Genomic DNA, 16388 nt, shown 5'->3' on the forward strand with positions numbered 1-16388 from the left:
GGTCGTTGCGCCCTTAAGCGGCGACGACGCCCATGATGTCGGACTCTTTCATGATCAGGAGGTCTTCGCCGTTGAGCTTGACCTCGGTGCCGGACCACTTACCGAAGAGGACGCGATCACCCGCCTTGACGTCGAGCGGGACGACCTTGCCGGACTCGTCGCGTGCGCCGGAGCCGACGGCGACGATCTCGCCTTCCTGGGGCTTTTCCTTCGCGGTGTCCGGAATGATGATGCCGCCAGCGGTCTTGGCTTCGGACTCCACCCGGCGAACCACGACGCGGTCGTGCAGGGGACGGAAGTTCACAGCTGCCATGTTCGTTTGAACCCTTCGTTGGACGATGTGCCGGGCGCCTCTTCCAGGCATCCGGCTCGAGAAATTCTAGCACTCACCTGTGGGGAGTGCTAACAGCCGGCAGATAGCGATTTGGAAGGTGGGAAGTCAAGAACCGGCGGTGGAATTTTCTTCCTTGCCCCGGCTGCAAGGGCCGCGAGATCGGCGAAGTGGGCCAGTCCCGTCGCAGGCAGTCAGTCCCGTCGCAGGCGGGACGGGGCGCCGAGCCGGTCCACACGGCTCGTCGAGCCGCCGGGCTCCGCTTGACCCGGTGCCCCCCCATCTCTATCGGCTCGGTGCGAGTTTCAAGCCCGAAGCGCCAATTCACCGGGAACAGTTAATGCAGAAAGCACCCCTCGCCGCACCGCGCCGGATCGGCGAGCTGTCCGAGATCGCCGGCGGCTACGACGCCATCTTCTGCGACATCTGGGGGGTGGTGCACGACGGCCTCGTCAAGCATGTCGCGGCCGAGCGCGCCCTTACCGCCGCCCGTGCCGGCGGGGCGAGGGTCGTGCTCATCACCAACGCGCCGCGCCAGGCGCCGGGCGTGATGGCCCAGCTCGACAGTTTCGGCTTTTCGCGCGAGGCCTATGATGCGATCGTCACCTCCGGCGACGTCACCCGAGCCCTGATCGGCCGGGCCGAAGGCCCACTCTTCCACATCGGCCCGGCCCGCGACGTCGACCTCTTCGAAGGTCTCGACGTCGAACGGGTGAGCGATCCGGCGACGGCGAAATCGGTCATCACCACGGGCCTCTTCGACGACGAAAACGAGACGCCGGACGACTACCGCGACCTCATCGCCGCCTTCCGGCAGAACGACCTGCCGATGATCTGCGCCAATCCCGACATCGTCGTCCATCGCGGCGAAAGGCTGATCTATTGCGGCGGCGCCATCGCCAAGGCCTATGAAGAGGCCGGCGGCACCGTCTCGATGGCCGGCAAGCCCTATCCGCCAATCTATGTCGAGGCCCACCGGCTCGCCGGAACAAGCGATCAGAGCCGCATTCTCGCCATCGGCGACGGGCTTGCGACCGACATCAAGGGCGCCAACGATGCAGGTCTCGACGTTCTCCTGATCACCGGCGGCATCCACGGCAAGGATTTCGGCGATCGCCCGGAAGATCCGGCGGAAGTCGGCAAGGTTCTCGCCGCGAAGGGCCTTTCGGCCGAATATTTCATGGCGGCGCTCGGATGAGCGGCGGACCGACCATCGCACGGCTCGGCGGGGATCAGCTACCGGCGGAACTGCGCGGCGGGGTGGTCGCGATCGGCAATTTCGACGGGGTCCATCGCGGCCATCAGGCGGTGCTCGGCACGGCGCGCGACATCGCCCGGGCCGAACGAAGGCCGCTGATCTGCCTGACCTTCGAGCCGCATCCGCGGACCGTCTTCGACCCCGCGCATCCGGTGCCGCGGCTGACGCCGGCGCCGATCCGCGCGCGGCTGCTCGGGGCGCTCGGCTTCGACGCGGTGGTCGAGCAGGAGTTCGACAAGGACTTCGCCGGCATGGAGCCGGAGGATTTCGTCCGCACCGTGATCGTCGAGCGTCTGGGCGCAGCGCACGTCGTCGCCGGCTTCGACTTCCACTACGGCCGCAAGCGGGGCGGAACGCCGCAGACGCTGGTTTCGTCCGGCGAGCGCTCAGGTTTCGGCGTGACGCTCGTTCCGGCGCTGCAGGATGCGGCCGGCGAGACGATCTCCTCGAGTCGCATTCGCGCGCTCCTGGAAGCCGGGGAGGCGGCCCGCGCGGCCGAGATGCTCGGTTATCGCTGGACCATCGGCGGTCAGGTGCAGGATGGCCAGCGCCTCGGCCGGACGCTGGGCTATCCGACTGCGAACATCCTCCTGATGCCCGAGACGATCCTGAAGTTCGGCATCTACGCCGTCCGCCTGCGCCGGGCCGACGGCACGTTGATCGACGGCGTCGCGAGCTTCGGCCGCCGCCCCACCTTCGACAATGGCGCGGCGCTGTTCGAGACCTTCCTGTTCGACTTCTCCGGCGATCTCTACGGCGAAGCGATCGTGGTCTCGATCTTCGGCTTCCTGCGCGGCGAGGAGAAGTTCGATGGCGCCGAAGCGCTGATCGCCCAGATGGATCGGGATTCGGAGAATGCCCGGGCGATGCTCTCCGGCGCCACGAGCCTCAGCGATCTCGATCGGGCGATCGCCTTCTGACCGGCCGCTCGTCGTCGGGGGTCGCCTGTCCGGTCATCAGCGCAATGCCGATCTGGACGCTGGAAAAGGTCAGGCCAAGGAAATAGACGACGAGACAGGCGGCGAGAAGTCCGCTGTCGGACTCCCTGATCACCCGGCCGAAACCGGCCGTATCGGTCGCGACCAGCGCGACGACGAGAAGTGCCGCTCCCGAGAAGCCGACGATGGCATGGCGAACGAGAAAACGAAACAGGGCCGGCATGGACTTTCGCTTTCCGGCAGGCGGCGCTGGAGGATCGCAGTTTTCCGCGTTTCTCCCCGCGCCGAACAAGGGATGCCAATCAAGCTAGGGGAAGGATCGTCCCTGCCGAGGGCCATGACCGGGCTATTCGTTTGGCCCGACCCTATTCTTTTCATCGCCGCCCGAAGTTGCTAAAGCCGGCCACATGTTTGCACGGCGCGCATTCCCGATCGGCTCTCGAATTAGCCGCCCGGCCTTCCAGCCAGCCTGACCGGCTCGCGGAGGGACCGGGAAGCGTCGCTTGTCACAGCCGAATTTCCTCCCGCCGCCGCTCGATCCTTCGCGGCCGCCAAAGGGTTGACCCACATCATGACCGACGAGACGAAGACGACCGAGGGTGCCGAGACCGCCGCGACCGTCGACTACGCCAAGACCCTCTTCCTGCCGCAGACGGAGTTCCCGATGCGCGCCGGCCTGCCCAAGGCCGAGCCGGAATGGCTGACGAAGTGGGACCAGATGGACCTCTACGGCAAGCTGCGCCAGGCTTCCGAAGGCCGGCCGAAATACGTCCTCCACGACGGCCCGCCCTATGCCAACGGCAATCTCCACATCGGCCATGCGCTCAACAAGATCCTCAAGGACGTCATCAACCGCTCCTTCCAGATGCGCGGCTACGACGCCAACTACGTCCCCGGCTGGGACTGTCACGGCCTGCCGATCGAGTGGAAGATCGAGGAAGCCTACCGGGCCAAGGGCAAGAACAAGGACGAGATCGAGGTCAACGAATTCCGCAAGGAATGCCGCGACTTCGCCGCTCACTGGGTGGGTGTGCAGACGGAAGAGTTCCGCCGCCTCGGCGTCGAGGGCGACTTCAAGAACCCCTATCTGACGATGAACTTTGCGGCCGAGTCGGTGATCGCCGGCGAGTTGTTGAAATTCGCGATGAGCGGCCAGCTCTATCGCGGCTCCAAGCCGGTGATGTGGTCGGTGGTGGAGCGGACGGCGCTGGCGGAGGCCGAGGTCGAGTATCACGACTACGAGTCGGACACGGTGTGGGTGAAGTTTCCGGTCCGTGAGGAGAGTGGCGCAGCGCCTGAAGGGCAGTACCCGACGAGCCTCATCGACGCCTCTGTTGTAATCTGGACGACAACCCCCTGGACCATCCCCGGCAACCGCGCGATCGCCTTCTCGCCGCGCATCGCCTACGGTCTCTATGAAGTTACTACGCCCGAAGACGCCGACACCCCTCGCTGGGCCAATCAGGGCGACAGGTTGATCCTCGCCGATGCGCTGGCCGCAGACGTCTTCGTCAAGGCGCGTGTGCCGGAGGGCGGGTGGCGCCGCGTTGTTGACGTTCCTGTTGGCGTTCTTGATGGACTTGTCGTCGGCCACCCCCTTCGCGACCTAGGCTACACCTTCCCCGTTCCCCTCATCGCCGGCGACCACGTCACCGACGATGCCGGCACAGGCTTCGTCCACACCGCGCCCGGCCACGGCCGCGAGGACTTCGACGCATGGATGGAGATGCGTCGCGATCTCGAAGCACGCGGCATCGACACCACCATCCCCTTCACCGTCGACGACGACGGCTTCTACACCAAGGACGCGCCGGGCTTCGGGCCGGACGCGCCCGAGGGGGCGGCCCGCGTCATCGACGACAAGGGCAAGAAGGGCGACGCCAACAAACGCGTCATCGATGCCCTGATCGCCGCCGGCAACCTCCTCGCCCGCGGCCGGCTGAAGCACTCCTATCCCCATTCCTGGCGCTCCAAGAAGCCGGTGATCTTCCGCAATACCCCCCAGTGGTTCGTCCATATGGACCGGGATCTGGGTGGGTACGGGCTGGGTGTCTCTCTGGAGGGCGCACCCTCGTCCTTCGAGGCTCCACTCCGCTCCGCACCTCAGGATGAGGGTGCTGGCGTTGCGGCTTCCCGTGCTGGTGTTGCGGCCTTCGCTGGGGGTGCCAGCGTCACAGCTTCTGACGGTGGTGCTGGGGCTTCGGCCTCCGCAAACGGTCAGGCGGCGGGCGCCACCCGTAGCCCTCATCCTGAGGTGCCGCCGCAGGCGGCCTCGAAGGGCGAGGGCGGCTCGCAGCCTCCGGCCGGTCAGGCCGCCCCCGCGGAGCGCAGCCGCGCAAGCGGCGACAGCGTGAGCGAGAGCAACTCAGATACTCTCCGCTCCCGCGCCCTCGCCGCCATCGACGACACCCGCTTCGTGCCTGCCTCCGGCCAGAATCGCCTGCGCGGCATGATCGCCGACCGGCCGGACTGGGTGTTGTCGCGCCAGCGGGCCTGGGGCGTGCCGATCTGCGTCTTTGCCGACGAGAACGGCAACGTCCTCAAGGACGAGGCGGTCAACGAGCGCATCCTCGAGGCCTTCCGCGAGGAGGGCGCCGACGCCTGGTTCGCGGCAGGCGCCAAGGAACGCTTCCTCGGCAACGAGCACGACGGGACGAAGTGGACCATGGTCCGCGACATTCTCGACGTTTGGTTCGATTCCGGCTCGACCCACGCGTTCTGTCTGGAAAAGCGTCCCGACCTGAAATGGCCGGCCGACCTTTATCTCGAAGGCTCCGACCAGCATCGCGGCTGGTTCCACTCCTCGCTTCTGGAAAGCTGCGGCACCCGCGGCCGGGCGCCCTACGACGCCGTCCTCACCCATGGCTTCGTCATGGACGAGGAGGGGCGCAAGATGTCGAAGTCGCTCGGCAACGTCGTCACGCCCCAGGAGGTGATCAAGCAGTCCGGCGCCGACATTCTTCGCCTCTGGGTGGTCAGTTCCGACTATTCGGAGGACCTGCGCCTCGGCAAGACGATCCTGCAGACCAATGTCGACAGCTATCGCAAGCTGAGGAACACCATCCGCTGGATGCTGGGCACGCTCTCCCATGACGAGGGCGGGACGGTCCCCTATTCCGAGATGCCCGAGCTCGAGCGGCTGATGCTGCACCGGATCGCCGAACTGGATGACGTCGTGCGCAAGGGCTACGACGCCTTCGACTTCAAGCGCATCGCCCGGGCGCTCACCGACTTCGTGGTCGTGGAGCTTTCGGCTTTCTACTTCGATGTCCGCAAGGACGCGCTCTATTGCGATCCGCTCTCGTCGGTGAAGCGCAAGGCGGCGCTGCAGGTGGTGCGGACACTGTTCGACCATCTCGTCACCTGGCTCGCTCCGATGCTGCCCTTCACCATGGAAGAGGCCTGGCTGCAGCGTTATCCCGAGGCCCAGTCGGTGCATCTCGAACAGTTCCGCGCCGTCGATCCGGCCTGGCGCGACGAGGCGCTGGCGGCACGCTGGCAGACGATCCGCAAGGTGCGCCGCGTCGTCATGGGCGCGCTTGAGGAAAAGCGCCGCGACAAGGTGATCGGCTCTTCGCTGGAAGCCTGGCCGACGGTGCATGTCGCCGACGCCGAAACCCGCGCGCTGGTCGCCGCCTCCGACTTCGCGGAGATCTGCATCACCTCCGGCATCGAGATCTCGGGTGACGCGGCGCCGGCGGATGCCTTCACCCTTGCCGATACGCCCGGCGTCGCCGTCGTCTTCGCCAGGGCGGAGGGGCTGAAATGCGCCCGCTCCTGGAAGATCACCGGCGACGTCGGCTCGGATCCGGACTATCCGGACGTCTCCGCCCGCGACGCCGAGGCGCTGCGGGAACTCAAGGCAGCAGGCCGTCTCGCCGCCTGACGTGGTTTCGGCGCCTGCGCCAGGACGACGGCGTCTTCTGCCGCGATTTTTCGGCGATTCCCCAGGGTCATGCCTGGAATTCGCCGGATTTGGGTGCCATTCGGGCCAGTGTCGCACAAACGGGCTTGGCCTCTGGCCGGGTTCCGCTTATGCAACTGGAGCCGGGCACGTTCTTAGGGGGAATGGTCCGGCGGCGGGCGAATGTGACGCGCGAGCGTCGGCGTCGAACGCAAAAAGAGCGTCAGCGCCGCACATAAGAGAGGGATGTCGGTCGAGCGACCGGTCCTTTGTCACGGCGTCGACGTCGAGGGGCTCGAAGCGGCATGGCCAATGACGGCCTGCCGACCGCATGAGGGGGACGTATCGTCATGATGCCGAACACCGCCCGCAAGGGGGTTGCCGCAGCCATATTGGTGCTCGGGTGCCTGTCGCTCGGCGGCTGCCTCGGCCCGACCTACGGAACCGGCAAGTCGCAGGGCGAGACGCTCTTCGACGACATGAACAATTTCGTCTCGATCGGCGGCATCGGCGGCTCGGACGACAGCTCGAAGAAGATCGCCTATACGCCCCGCCCCGAACTGGTGAAGCCGGAAGACACGAGCGTCCTGCCGCAGCCGCAAGTTGCCCGCAACACGACGGGCGATCCCAACTGGCCGGAATCGCCGGAAGAGCGCTCGGCGCGCATCCAGGCCGCGGCCTATCAGGGCGACGGCCCGCTGCCGGCCGAATTTACCACCAAGCGCAAGGAAGGCGTGACGCAGGGCTATCTCGACCGGACCAGCGGCGACGGCTACGACTTCAGCGGGAAGCGCAATAGTTCTGGGGTTCTGTCTCCCCAGGAAATGAAGGGCCGCAGCGAGTTGATCAAGCAGCGGCTTGCGGAACAGAAGCAGGGCAGCCCGACCCAGCGGCGCTATCTTTCCGAGCCACCCATCAAATATCGCGAGCCGGCCGCGACGGCGCCGGTCGGCGATCCCGGCGAGGACGAGGAAGTCAAGCAGCGGCGCCTGCGGGGTAACGGTCCCGGGGTCCTCGACAAGCTCGGCGATCTCCTGCCGTTCTGACGGACGCCTGTCTTCCCGGCGAGAGGAACGGGTCGAGCGATCAGCGTCGCTCGGCGAAGAAGCGGCGCAGAAGTGCGGTGCTCGCCACCTCGCCGATGCCGGAATAGACCTCCGGCGCATGGTGGCAGGTCTGTTGCGAATAGAAGCGCGGCCCGTTTTCGACGGCGCCGCCTTTTTCGTCAAAGGCCCCGAAATAGAGCCGGCGGATCCGCGCGAAGGAGATCGCCGCCGCGCACATGGCGCAGGGCTCCAGAGTCACGTAGAGATCGCAGCCCGTCAGCCGCTGGTCGCCCAGCGCGCCGCAGGCGAGGCGGATCGCGACGATCTCGGCATGGGCGGTCGGATCGGCCCGCGCGATCGTCTCGTTGCCCGCCGCCGCGATCACCGCGTCGTCCCGGACGATCACCGCGCCGACCGGCACCTCGCCGCGCCTTGCCGCGCGATCGGCCTGTTCGAGGGCAAGGTCCATGAAATTGCGGCGGGTCATCGGCTGATCGGTCTTACTCGGCGGTGCAAGCCTTGCTATAGCACTCGCAATGGATGACGGAAGCCGCATCGCGGCAGTGCCTCCCCGGCAAGGGGCGGAGCAAAGCTCGAAGGGCGGGTGAATGCCGTGGCGTGCAGGCGCATTTCGCCTGCGGGCGAGCGACCGGCCAATCGGATCGGCAATTTGAGCGAGCGTCCGGGCCAAGGCCCGTCGACGGCGCGTGACATTTGAAAGCATGACGATGAGCGACGACGACAAGACGGGCGAAGGCGGCAAGCCGGGCAAAGGCGGCCCGAAACGGGGTGCCGGAGCGCCGGCCGGCGGCGGTAAGGGTCGGGGACCTGCAGGCGGTGACAGGGGCGACAGGCCCCGGCGTGCCGCCCGCCCTGCAGGATCGGGCGAGCCGCGCGCCTTTGGCGACAAGCCGCGCAAGCCTTTCGCCGGCAAGCGCGAGGGCGCCGGCGGCGACGCGAAGCCGGGCGGCGAGGGCCGGCCATTCCGTGCGCGCGGCGAGGGCGGCAAGCCCTTCACCCCGAAAAGTCGGGGAATGGTCTCCCATGGCGGCGCCAGGACGGAGGATGGCAAGCCCGGCAGGCCGAAGAGCTACGGTCGTCGCAGCCACGATGCGGCTCCGGCCGGTGAAGGCGAGGGCGGCGAGCGCAAGGCCCGCCCGCTCGGCGCCGAACGTCGCAACGATCGGTGGGCGGGCGGCAAGGACGGCGCGAAGGGCGGTTTTCGCAAGGAGCGTCCCGCCCGCGCCGGCCAGTCGGATGGCGCCGAAAGGCACGCCGGCGCGGGTAAGGCCGAGCGCTTCGACAAACGCCCGCGCCGCGACGGCGGAGAAGCGGCCGTGCCAGCGGACGCCGCGGGCGAGGCCGCGCTCACCATGCGGATCGCCCGGCGCCTTGCCCGCGCCGGCGTCGCCTCGCGCCGCGATGCCGAGGCGATGATCGCCGAGGGCCGCGTGTCGGTGAACGGCAAGGTGCTGGAAACGCCGGCCCTCGACGTCGGACCGAAGGACAGGATCACCATCGACGGCGAGGTGCTGCCGACGATCGAGCGCACGCGCCTGTGGCTGTTCCACAAGCCGGCCGGCCTCGTCACCACCAACAAGGATCCGGAAGGGCGTCAGACCGTCTTCGACAAGTTGCCGGCGGAGATGCCTCGCGTTCTCACCATCGGTCGCCTCGACATCAACACCGAAGGCCTCCTGCTTCTGACCAACGACGGCGGCCTCGCCCGCGTGCTGGAGTTGCCCGCCACCGGTTGGCTGCGGCGCTACCGGGTCCGCGCCCACGGCACGATCGATCAGGCCAAGCTCGACGAATTGCGCGCGGGCATCGCCATCGACGGGGTCTTCTACGGCGCCATCGAGGCGACGCTCGATCGCGAGCAGGGTTCGAACGTCTGGCTGACGCTCGGCCTGCGCGAGGGCAAGAACCGCGAGGTCAAGCGCGTGCTCGGTCATCTCGGCCTCGACGTCAACCGCTTGATCCGCCTGTCCTACGGGCCGTTCCAGCTGGCTGATCTGGCCGAAGGCGCGGTGCGCGAGATCCACGGCAAGACGCTGCGCGACCAGCTCGGGCCGCGCCTGATCGAGGAGGCCGGCGCCGATTTCGACGCGCCGATCGTCAATCCCTTCTCCAACAAGCCGGTCGAGGCGGCGAGGACGCCGCGGGCCAAGGACGGCGAGGCGAAGCGGCCCCGCAGCGAGACCGCACCCAACAAGAAGCGCCAGCGCGAGGAGCAGCGCGAGGACGCGCTCGGCCGGCTCGATACCCGAGCCGGCAGGCCGGGCCGCGACAGGGGCGAGGATCGTCCCGCCCGGGCTCAGGGTGCCCCGCGTCCGGCCCGTTCGGAAGGTGCAGATCGCCGTGCCAGGCCGGACGCCGCCGGCAAGCCGTTCGGCGACAAGCCCCAGCGCGGGCGCGGCGATGGCCGTGACGGCGGGGCGGGGCCGCGCTCCAGGGAGGGCAGCCGCGGCGATGCCCGCGGGCCGAAGCGCTTCGACGGCGACAAGCCGGCCCGCGGCGGGTTCGGCGACAAGGCGTTCGGCGACCGCAAGTTCGGCGACAGGAAATTCGGCGCGGGTAAGCCCGGCGGCGAGACGGACGAGCGCCCGATGCGGCCGGTCTCGGCCGGAAGGCGGCTTTCGAACGTCTGGATCGCCCCCGGCGGGCGGCCCATGGGCCCGAAGAAGGCGGCCGGCGAAGAGGCCAAGGCCGAGCGGGCAGACAAGCCGCGTGCCGTCGATCCGACCCAGCGTATGGGCAAGCGGCGGACGGGCGCCAAGCCGAAGGGTGGCTCCGCCGGCGGCTTCGGTCCGAAACGCCCCAGGAAGGACTAGGGCCGGATGCGCATCGTCGGCGGAGAGTTCAAGGGCCGCAAACTCGCCGAGCCGAAGAGCGACGGGATCCGGCCGACCACCGATCGCAACCGCGAGACGCTGTTCAACATCCTCGCCCATGGCGAGGCGTTCGACCTCGTCGATGCCCGTATCCTCGATCTCTTTTCTGGCACCGGGGCGCTCGGCCTGGAAGCTCTGTCGAGGGGCGCGCGCTTCTGCCTCTTCGTCGAGGAGGACGCCGAGGCGCGGGGGATCGTCAGGGCCAACATGGAGGCCTTCGGCCTGAACGGCCGGGCGAAGATCTTCCGCCGCGATGCGACGAAGCTCGGCGTGCCGGGGACGATGGAACCCTTCGACATGGTCTTCGCCGATCCGCCCTATGGCAAGGGCCTCGGCGAGAAGGCGCTCGTCTCGGCGCGCGACGGCGGCTGGCTGAAGCCGGGGGCGCTGGCGGTGGTCGAGGAGGCGGCGAGCGCCGCCTTCGATCCGCCGACGGGGTTCGACCGCGTGGACGAACGCGCGATGGGCGCGACGATCCTCCGCTTCCTCCGGCTGGCCGGCCCATAAACTCGCCATGCTCACCCCTCATATCACGGGCAAGTGCACGGTTCACGGGGATCGGGCGCACGTTCTAACCAAACCGTAAGTGGTCAGCGAATGCCGGCTCCGGCATAGTCGCCCGCAAATCGACACCACGAAGACGAGGATTGACGACCAGATGACAAAGGTCATGCGCGCCGTTTCGGCCACCGCCCTCGCCGGCATTCTCGCCTTCGGCCCGGTCTTTGGAGCCGGCGCCGAGACCGCGACGAAGACCGACCCGGCGAGCGCGGCGAAGGCCGGCGCCCCTTCCACCCGGAAATCCGACACGATCGCCGGGACGCCCGCCGATCATGAGACGGTGGAAGAACGGATCACCGAATTCACCCTCGACAACGGCATGCAGGTCGTGGTGCTGCCCGATCACCGGGCGCCGGTCGTCACCCAGATGGTCTATTACCACGTCGGCGCCGCCGACGAGGCGCCGGGCGAGAGCGGCATCGCCCACTTCCTCGAACATCTGATGTTCAAGGGCACCAAGACCCATCCGGAGGGCGAGTTCTCCCGCGCCGTCGCCGACATCGGCGGCCAGGAGAACGCCTTCACCACCGACGACTATACCGGCTACTACCAGCAGGTTCCCGCTTCGGCGCTGAAGATGGTGATGGGCTACGAAGCCGACCGCATGGCCAATCTCGTCCTGACGGACGAGGTCGTGAAGCCCGAGCGCAACGTCATCCTCGAGGAGCGGCGGATGCGGGTCGACAACGATCCCGGCGCGCAACTCCAGGAGGCCGTGGGGGCGGCCTTGTTCCAGAACAGCCCCTACGGCATTCCGGTCATCGGCTGGCGCTCGGAGATGGAGCAGCTTTCGCGCGACGACGCCATCGCCTTCTACGACAAATACTACACGCCCAACAACGCGACGCTGCTCGTCGCCGGCGACGTGACGGCCGCCGAGGTGAAGGATCTCGCCGAAGCGACCTTCGGCAAGGTCGAGCAGCGGGCCGATCCCGGCAATCGGGATCGTGCGCTGGAGCCTGAGCCGCTGGCCGCCCGCACGGTCACCCTCGTCGACGAGAAGGTGACGCAGCCCTCGATGCAGCGGGTCTATCTGGTGCCGGGCGAGACGATCGCCGAGCCCGGCGAAGCCGAGGCGCTCGACGTTCTTTCCGACATCCTCGGCGGCGGCACCACGAGCCGGCTCTATCGCTCGCTGGTGGTCGAGAAGGGCATCGCCGCCGGTACCGGGGCCTATTATGCCGGCACAGCGCTGAAGGAAGGCCAGTTCGGCGTCTATGGCATGCCGCGCGGCGAGGCGAGCCTTGCCGACATCGAGACGGCGATCGATGCCGAGATCGCCAAGGTTCGCGAGGACGGCGTTACCGAGGCCGAGCTCGAACGGGCGAAGAACCGGGTGCGCAAGAACATGATCTATCTGCGCGACAGCCAGACGGCCATGGCCCGCCGCGTCGGCGCGGCGCTCTCGACCGGGCGTACGCTGAAGGACGTGGAGACCTGGCCGGAACGGATCGAAGCGGTCACCGTCGCCGACGTCAACGCGGCCGCGCGCAAATATCTGACGCCCGAGCGCTCGGTCACCGGCTATCTGAAGCCGAAGGCGCCGATGGCCGCCGATGCCGCGACCGGCGGGGCGAAGCCTGCCGCAAGCGGCGCCGATGCGGCCGAGCCCGCGGCCGCCGAGTCCCGCTCGTAAGCGATTTCACGAAAGACAGCCAATGACCATGAAAGCTCTCTCTTTCGGCTTCAAGAGCCTCGCTGCGGCGGCCTCCTTCGGCCTTCTCGGCTTTGCCGCCGGGCCGGCGGAAGCCGTCGACATCCAGGAAGTCACCAGCCCGGGCGGCATCAAGGCGCTCCTCGTCGAGGACCATTCCAATCCGCTGATCGCGGTGAACTTCGCCTTCAAGGGCGGCGGCTCCACTCAGGATCCTGACGGCAAGGAGGGTCTTTCGAACCTTCTCACCGGGCTTCTCGACGAGGGCGCCGGTGACATCAAGAGCGCCGACTTCCAGGCCAAGCTCGACGATCTCGGCGTGTCGATGAGCTTCGAGACGGGCTACGACAACCTCACCGGCTCGTTCCGCACGATCACCGACTTCGAGGACGAGGCCTTCGATCTCCTGCATCTGGCGCTCACCGAGCCCCGTTTCGACGAAGAGCCGGTGAACCGCATCCGCGGCCAGATCGTCACCGGCATCCTTGCCGATCGCAACGATCCCGAGAAGATCGCCTCGAAGGTGTTCCGCGAGACGGTCTTTGCGGGTCATCCCTATTCCAGGCCGGACGAGGGCGCGGCGGAAAGCCTCGCCGCGATCACCGCGGACGATCTCGAGCAGTTCCGCGCCCGCGTCTTCGCCAAGGACGATCTCGTCGTCGGGGTGGTGGGCGACATCACGCCCGAGGCGCTGAAGAAGCGGCTCGATCAGGTATTCGGGTCTCTCCCCGAGAAGGCCGACCTGAAGACCGTGCCGATGGCGGAGCCGGTGCTGGGCAAGACCGTCAACTTCGACCTTGCCGTGCCGCAGACGAATATCCGCGTTGCCATGCCCGGCGTCATGCGCTCGGACGACGATTTCTTCGCGGCCTATCTGATGAACCACATCCTCGGCGGCGGTTCCTTCACGTCGCGGCTCTATGAGGAGATCCGGGAGAAGCGCGGTCTCGCCTATGGCGCCTACTCCTATCTTGCCAGCTACGATCACGGGGCACTCCTCGGGATCGGAACGGCGACCCGCGCGGATGCCGCGCCGCAGACCGTCGGGATCATCCGCGAGGAGCTGCAGCGCATGGCCGAGGAAGGCCCGAGCGAACAGGAGCTCGAAAAGGCCAAGGCCTATCTGAAGGGCTCCTATGCGGTGCGCAATCTCGACTCGTCTCTGGCCGTCGCGCAGACCCTCGTCGGCATCCAACTGGACGATCTCGGCAAGGACTATATCGACGAGCGCCAGGCGCTGATCGACGCCGTCACGCTCGACGACGTCAAGGCGGCGGCGAAGAAGCTGCTCGACGTTTCGCCCACCGTCGTCACGGTCGGCCCGGCGGCGAGTTGACCGGGTCCGCCATGCGGCTCGGCCTTGCTCTCGGCGGCGGCGGGGCGAGGGGCCTCGCCCACATCCATGTTCTCCAGGCGCTCGACGATCTCGGCATCAGGCCGGTGCGCATCATCGGCTCGTCGATCGGCGCGATCATCGGCGCCGGCTATGCGAGCGGCATGCCCGCCCGCGACATCCGCGCCTACATGCTCGACTGTTTCACCTCGCCGCGGATCGTCATCGGCCGGCTGTGGCAGACCCGGCCGGTGTCCTTGCAGGAGTTCCTGAGCGACGGCGGCTTTCGCATCGGCCAGCTCAACGCCCGGCGGGTGATCATGGCCTTCATGCCGCCGGACGTGCCGCTGACTTTCGCGGAGCTGAAGATCCCGCTCGGGGTCATGGCGACGGATTTCTACGCGCGAACGGAGCTCGAGCTCCACAGCGGCGATTTGCGCAGCGCCATCGCCGCCTCGGCGGCGATCCCTGCGATCTTCCGCCCGGTCCGGCGCGACGGGCGGATTCTCGTGGATGGCGGGATCTACAACCCGCTTCCCTTCGACCGGCTGAAGGGCGTCGCCGACTTCACCGTCGCGGTGGACGTCAATGGCGGGCCGGAAGGCGATGTCGAGCACATGCCGACCCCGATCAAGGCGATGATCGGTGCCTCGCAGCTGACGATGCAGTCGATCATCGACATCAAGGTGAAGATCTCGCCGCCCGACCTGCTCTTCCGCCCCGCCGTCTCCGCCTATGGTGTCCTCGACTTCCTGCGCTCCAACGAGATCCTGATGGCGACGGAAAGCCTTCGGGAGGAGGCCAAGCGGGCGATCGACCGCTATGTCGAGGCCCGGCTGAAGGGCGTGGGTGGTTCGGCCCGGATCGGCGCCGCGGCCTGCGCATCGAGCTGACGGGCAGCCGAACCGCTGTCTTTTCCTGGCGAGGGCTTCGCCTTTCGCTTCAGATGCCGAATTGCGCCGTCGATCATCGGTCGGCATGCAGGGCTCAAATGGCGTCACCGACGTTTCGCCGCCTACCCGTCGCTTCGCACGGGATACGCAGGAAGAGCGCCGCGCCCATGGCGATAGCGGCGGCATAGATGGCTGGCGCTGGGCCGTCGGCGCCGAGACGGGCCTTGCCGAGCGGTAGAAGGGTCGCTTCGGGGCGGCAAAAGCGCTCCCCCGTCGGCAAGGGATCGGTTTCGCCATATGCCTCGGGAATCAAGACGGCGGCCTTCCCACGATGCGGGCTCGAGGCCGAAGTTCCGTCGAAGGCGGCTCCGGTTCGTCAGTGACGGTCGAAGACAGATCGGGCCGGGGTCGCGGGCGTGGAGGTCCGCCCGAACGGCTCCTTCATTCAGGGGCGGTCACGCGCCCTGCTTGGTACGCCGGCTCTTGGCAGGCTTGGCAGGCTTGGCTGGCGCGACGATGATCGTCGCGTCTCGCGCCAAGCGAAGCTCTTTCAGTTTCGCCGACTTGGCTTGAACGAGAAGCCGGCTGGCCTGGATCGTGCGCACCGCCGAACCCTTTTCGCTGCGCTCGCTCTTCGGATGGAAATTGCTCTCGGCGCGCTCGCGCGTCATTCGGGAGTTGATCATGGCGGTGTCCTCTCGCATCGGCTGGACTGTTGCAGGGATCGATATCGACACGCCATGCCTTCGCGCTCGCCGGGTCGACGCCAAGGTCCGCAGCGAATTCACGCCCGGGCGAGTTCGCTGCGGCTCGTCGAAGCCGGATCGAAGCTCTCCTGCGAGGCGTAGGCAACTTCACCCTGCGATGTCGAAAGCGGCCGAATGGGGCCCCAAGGCGGGCGCTGCGCTAGGACTTCTTCTTCTTCATCGGCTTGAGCGGCTCCAGGGAGCCCTTCCCCAAGTTCCCGAACGTCGGCTCGGCGGCCAGAGCCTTCGGCTTTTCAGCCTTCGGCTTGCGGACTTCGCGATTGCCTTGTCGTTTGGACATGTTCGTCTCCGTGCGCCGGTCCGGCGCCATGTCGGACACGGCGCGGCGGGGGCATCTGCATACGACAAAGTGCAAGGCAGCGAGCGATTCGCAGCGCTGCATCCGTCGGATCGGGGAAAGGGTTCACAAGGACATCCCTGTCCAAGTTGGTGCCGAGCCGATCCGGGTCTCGCGGCGCTGGCGCGCCGCGAGAAAGATCGTCAGGCGATGGTGGTGAGGTTCTCAGCCGACATCTTGCCGCTCTTGCGATCGGCGACGAGTTCATAGGAGACCTTCTGGCCGTCCTGCAGGCCACTGAGCCCCGAGCGCTCGACCGCGCTGATGTGGACGAAGGCATCGCCGCCGCCGTTGTCAGGCGCGATGAAGCCGAAGCCCTTGTCGGAATTAAACCATTTCACGGTTTGTCCTCTTAATCTTCTTTCCATGCTATTTTTGGGAAGGAGGACCGAACCATGGGACCGTCACCATCAAGGAAGTCCGCAGGGCCGCGTGATGCGGCCACCAAGGTTGCGCATCATCGCCTGAGTGT

General features: G+C 67.4%; 16 protein-coding genes. 10 read left to right on the forward strand and 6 right to left on the reverse strand.

Going from position 1 to position 16388, the window contains the following annotated elements:
- Positions 1-13: 13 nt before the first annotated feature.
- The gene (groES, locus tag GTK09_RS06140; RefSeq protein WP_083592059.1) at positions 14-313 is read right to left on the reverse strand and encodes a co-chaperone GroES; all 300 of its coding nucleotides are present in this window, start codon (positions 311-313) and stop codon (positions 14-16) included.
- Positions 314-671: 358 nt separating this feature from the next.
- Here groES and GTK09_RS06145 point away from each other — a divergent pair, with 358 nt between their 5' ends.
- Both GTK09_RS06145 and GTK09_RS06150 read left to right on the forward strand, forming a co-directional pair.
- Complete coding sequence (locus tag GTK09_RS06145; protein ID WP_163461919.1) at positions 672-1529, forward strand: TIGR01459 family HAD-type hydrolase; 858 nt, start codon at positions 672-674, stop codon at positions 1527-1529.
- Positions 1526-2509, forward strand: coding sequence for a bifunctional riboflavin kinase/FAD synthetase (locus tag GTK09_RS06150; protein ID WP_163461921.1), 984 nt, complete (start codon positions 1526-1528; stop codon positions 2507-2509). Before GTK09_RS06145 ends, GTK09_RS06150 begins: the two co-directional genes overlap by 4 nt.
- Here the strand turns inward: GTK09_RS06150 and GTK09_RS06155 are convergent.
- On the reverse strand, positions 2478-2750 hold the full coding sequence (locus tag GTK09_RS06155) for a hypothetical protein (protein WP_163461923.1): 273 nt from the start codon (positions 2748-2750) through the stop codon (positions 2478-2480). The genes GTK09_RS06150 and GTK09_RS06155 overlap by 32 nt on opposite strands.
- Before the next feature lie 348 nt (positions 2751-3098).
- On the opposite strand from GTK09_RS06155, the gene GTK09_RS06160 reads away from it, so the two are divergent.
- Positions 3099-6413 (forward strand): isoleucine--tRNA ligase, encoded by a 3315-nt coding sequence (locus GTK09_RS06160; protein ID WP_163461925.1) that lies wholly within the window; start codon positions 3099-3101, stop codon positions 6411-6413.
- A 368-nt stretch (positions 6414-6781) separates the two neighbouring features.
- Entirely contained in the window at positions 6782-7477 is a 696-nt protein-coding gene (locus GTK09_RS06165) for a hypothetical protein (RefSeq protein ID WP_163461927.1), read from the forward strand.
- 40 nt (positions 7478-7517) lie between these two features.
- On the opposite strand, the gene GTK09_RS06170 is transcribed toward GTK09_RS06165, so the two are convergent.
- Positions 7518-7964: a nucleoside deaminase gene (locus GTK09_RS06170; RefSeq protein ID WP_163461928.1), complete on the reverse strand. Its 447-nt coding sequence runs from the start codon at positions 7962-7964 to the stop codon at positions 7518-7520.
- Positions 7965-8205: 241 nt separating this feature from the next.
- On the opposite strand from GTK09_RS06170, the gene GTK09_RS06175 reads away from it, so the two are divergent.
- The 6 genes from GTK09_RS06175 (at position 8206) to GTK09_RS06200 (ending at position 15050) form a co-directional block, all read left to right on the forward strand.
- On the forward strand, positions 8206-10311 hold the full coding sequence (locus tag GTK09_RS06175) for a pseudouridine synthase (protein WP_163461930.1): 2106 nt from the start codon (positions 8206-8208) through the stop codon (positions 10309-10311).
- A 6-nt stretch (positions 10312-10317) separates the two neighbouring features.
- The gene (rsmD, locus tag GTK09_RS06180; RefSeq protein ID WP_163461932.1) at positions 10318-10878 is read left to right on the forward strand and encodes a 16S rRNA (guanine(966)-N(2))-methyltransferase RsmD; all 561 of its coding nucleotides are present in this window, start codon (positions 10318-10320) and stop codon (positions 10876-10878) included.
- Positions 10879-11029: 151 nt separating this feature from the next.
- Positions 11030-12568 carry a M16 family metallopeptidase gene (locus tag GTK09_RS06185; RefSeq protein ID WP_163461934.1) on the forward strand — a complete coding sequence of 513 codons (1539 nt, stop codon included), beginning with the start codon at positions 11030-11032 and terminating at the stop codon, positions 12566-12568.
- A gap of 22 nt (positions 12569-12590) precedes the next feature.
- Positions 12591-13922 carry a M16 family metallopeptidase gene (locus GTK09_RS06190; RefSeq protein WP_163461936.1) on the forward strand — a complete coding sequence of 444 codons (1332 nt, stop codon included), beginning with the start codon at positions 12591-12593 and terminating at the stop codon, positions 13920-13922.
- On the forward strand, positions 13919-14812 hold the full coding sequence (locus tag GTK09_RS06195) for a patatin-like phospholipase family protein (RefSeq protein ID WP_312869669.1): 894 nt from the start codon (positions 13919-13921) through the stop codon (positions 14810-14812). Before GTK09_RS06190 ends, GTK09_RS06195 begins: the two co-directional genes overlap by 4 nt.
- Positions 14813-14897: 85 nt before the next feature.
- Positions 14898-15050: a hypothetical protein gene (locus GTK09_RS06200; RefSeq protein WP_163461938.1), complete on the forward strand. Its 153-nt coding sequence runs from the start codon at positions 14898-14900 to the stop codon at positions 15048-15050.
- A 217-nt stretch (positions 15051-15267) separates the two neighbouring features.
- Here the strand turns inward: GTK09_RS06200 and GTK09_RS06205 are convergent, their stop codons facing one another.
- From GTK09_RS06205 to GTK09_RS06210, 3 genes are all read right to left on the reverse strand, one after another.
- Complete coding sequence (locus GTK09_RS06205; protein ID WP_163461939.1) at positions 15268-15498, reverse strand: hypothetical protein; 231 nt, start codon at positions 15496-15498, stop codon at positions 15268-15270.
- A 220-nt stretch (positions 15499-15718) separates the two neighbouring features.
- A complete protein-coding gene (locus GTK09_RS27145) occupies positions 15719-15859 on the reverse strand; it encodes a hypothetical protein (RefSeq protein WP_203560899.1) in 141 nt (46 codons plus the stop codon).
- Positions 15860-16059: 200 nt separating this feature from the next.
- Positions 16060-16284 carry a cold-shock protein gene (locus GTK09_RS06210; RefSeq protein ID WP_163461941.1) on the reverse strand — a complete coding sequence of 75 codons (225 nt, stop codon included), beginning with the start codon at positions 16282-16284 and terminating at the stop codon, positions 16060-16062.
- Positions 16285-16388: the final 104 nt, after the last annotated feature.

The sequence above is a fragment of the Jiella pacifica genome (assembly GCF_010500815.1).
GTDB classification, from domain to species: domain Bacteria; phylum Pseudomonadota; class Alphaproteobacteria; order Rhizobiales; family Rhizobiaceae; genus Jiella; species Jiella pacifica.

Coding starts and splice junctions, on each gene's coding strand:
- GTK09_RS06190 (WP_163461936.1), top strand. CDS start 12,591: ATGACCATGAAAGCTCTCTCTTTCGGCTTCAAGAGCCTCGCTGCGGCG.
- GTK09_RS06170 (WP_163461928.1), bottom strand. CDS start 7,964: ATGACCCGCCGCAATTTCATGGACCTTGCCCTCGAACAGGCCGATCGC.
- groES (WP_083592059.1), bottom strand. CDS start 313: ATGGCAGCTGTGAACTTCCGTCCCCTGCACGACCGCGTCGTGGTTCGC.
- GTK09_RS06205 (WP_163461939.1), bottom strand. CDS start 15,498: ATGATCAACTCCCGAATGACGCGCGAGCGCGCCGAGAGCAATTTCCAT.
- GTK09_RS06200 (WP_163461938.1), top strand. CDS start 14,898: ATGCAGGGCTCAAATGGCGTCACCGACGTTTCGCCGCCTACCCGTCGC.
- GTK09_RS06175 (WP_163461930.1), top strand. CDS start 8,206: ATGAGCGACGACGACAAGACGGGCGAAGGCGGCAAGCCGGGCAAAGGC.
- GTK09_RS06165 (WP_163461927.1), top strand. CDS start 6,782: ATGATGCCGAACACCGCCCGCAAGGGGGTTGCCGCAGCCATATTGGTG.
- GTK09_RS27145 (WP_203560899.1), bottom strand. CDS start 15,859: ATGTCCAAACGACAAGGCAATCGCGAAGTCCGCAAGCCGAAGGCTGAA.
- GTK09_RS06210 (WP_163461941.1), bottom strand. CDS start 16,284: ATGGAAAGAAGATTAAGAGGACAAACCGTGAAATGGTTTAATTCCGAC.
- GTK09_RS06145 (WP_163461919.1), top strand. CDS start 672: ATGCAGAAAGCACCCCTCGCCGCACCGCGCCGGATCGGCGAGCTGTCC.
- GTK09_RS06150 (WP_163461921.1), top strand. CDS start 1,526: ATGAGCGGCGGACCGACCATCGCACGGCTCGGCGGGGATCAGCTACCG.
- rsmD (WP_163461932.1), top strand. CDS start 10,318: ATGCGCATCGTCGGCGGAGAGTTCAAGGGCCGCAAACTCGCCGAGCCG.
- GTK09_RS06185 (WP_163461934.1), top strand. CDS start 11,030: ATGACAAAGGTCATGCGCGCCGTTTCGGCCACCGCCCTCGCCGGCATT.
- GTK09_RS06155 (WP_163461923.1), bottom strand. CDS start 2,750: ATGCCGGCCCTGTTTCGTTTTCTCGTTCGCCATGCCATCGTCGGCTTC.
- GTK09_RS06160 (WP_163461925.1), top strand. CDS start 3,099: ATGACCGACGAGACGAAGACGACCGAGGGTGCCGAGACCGCCGCGACC.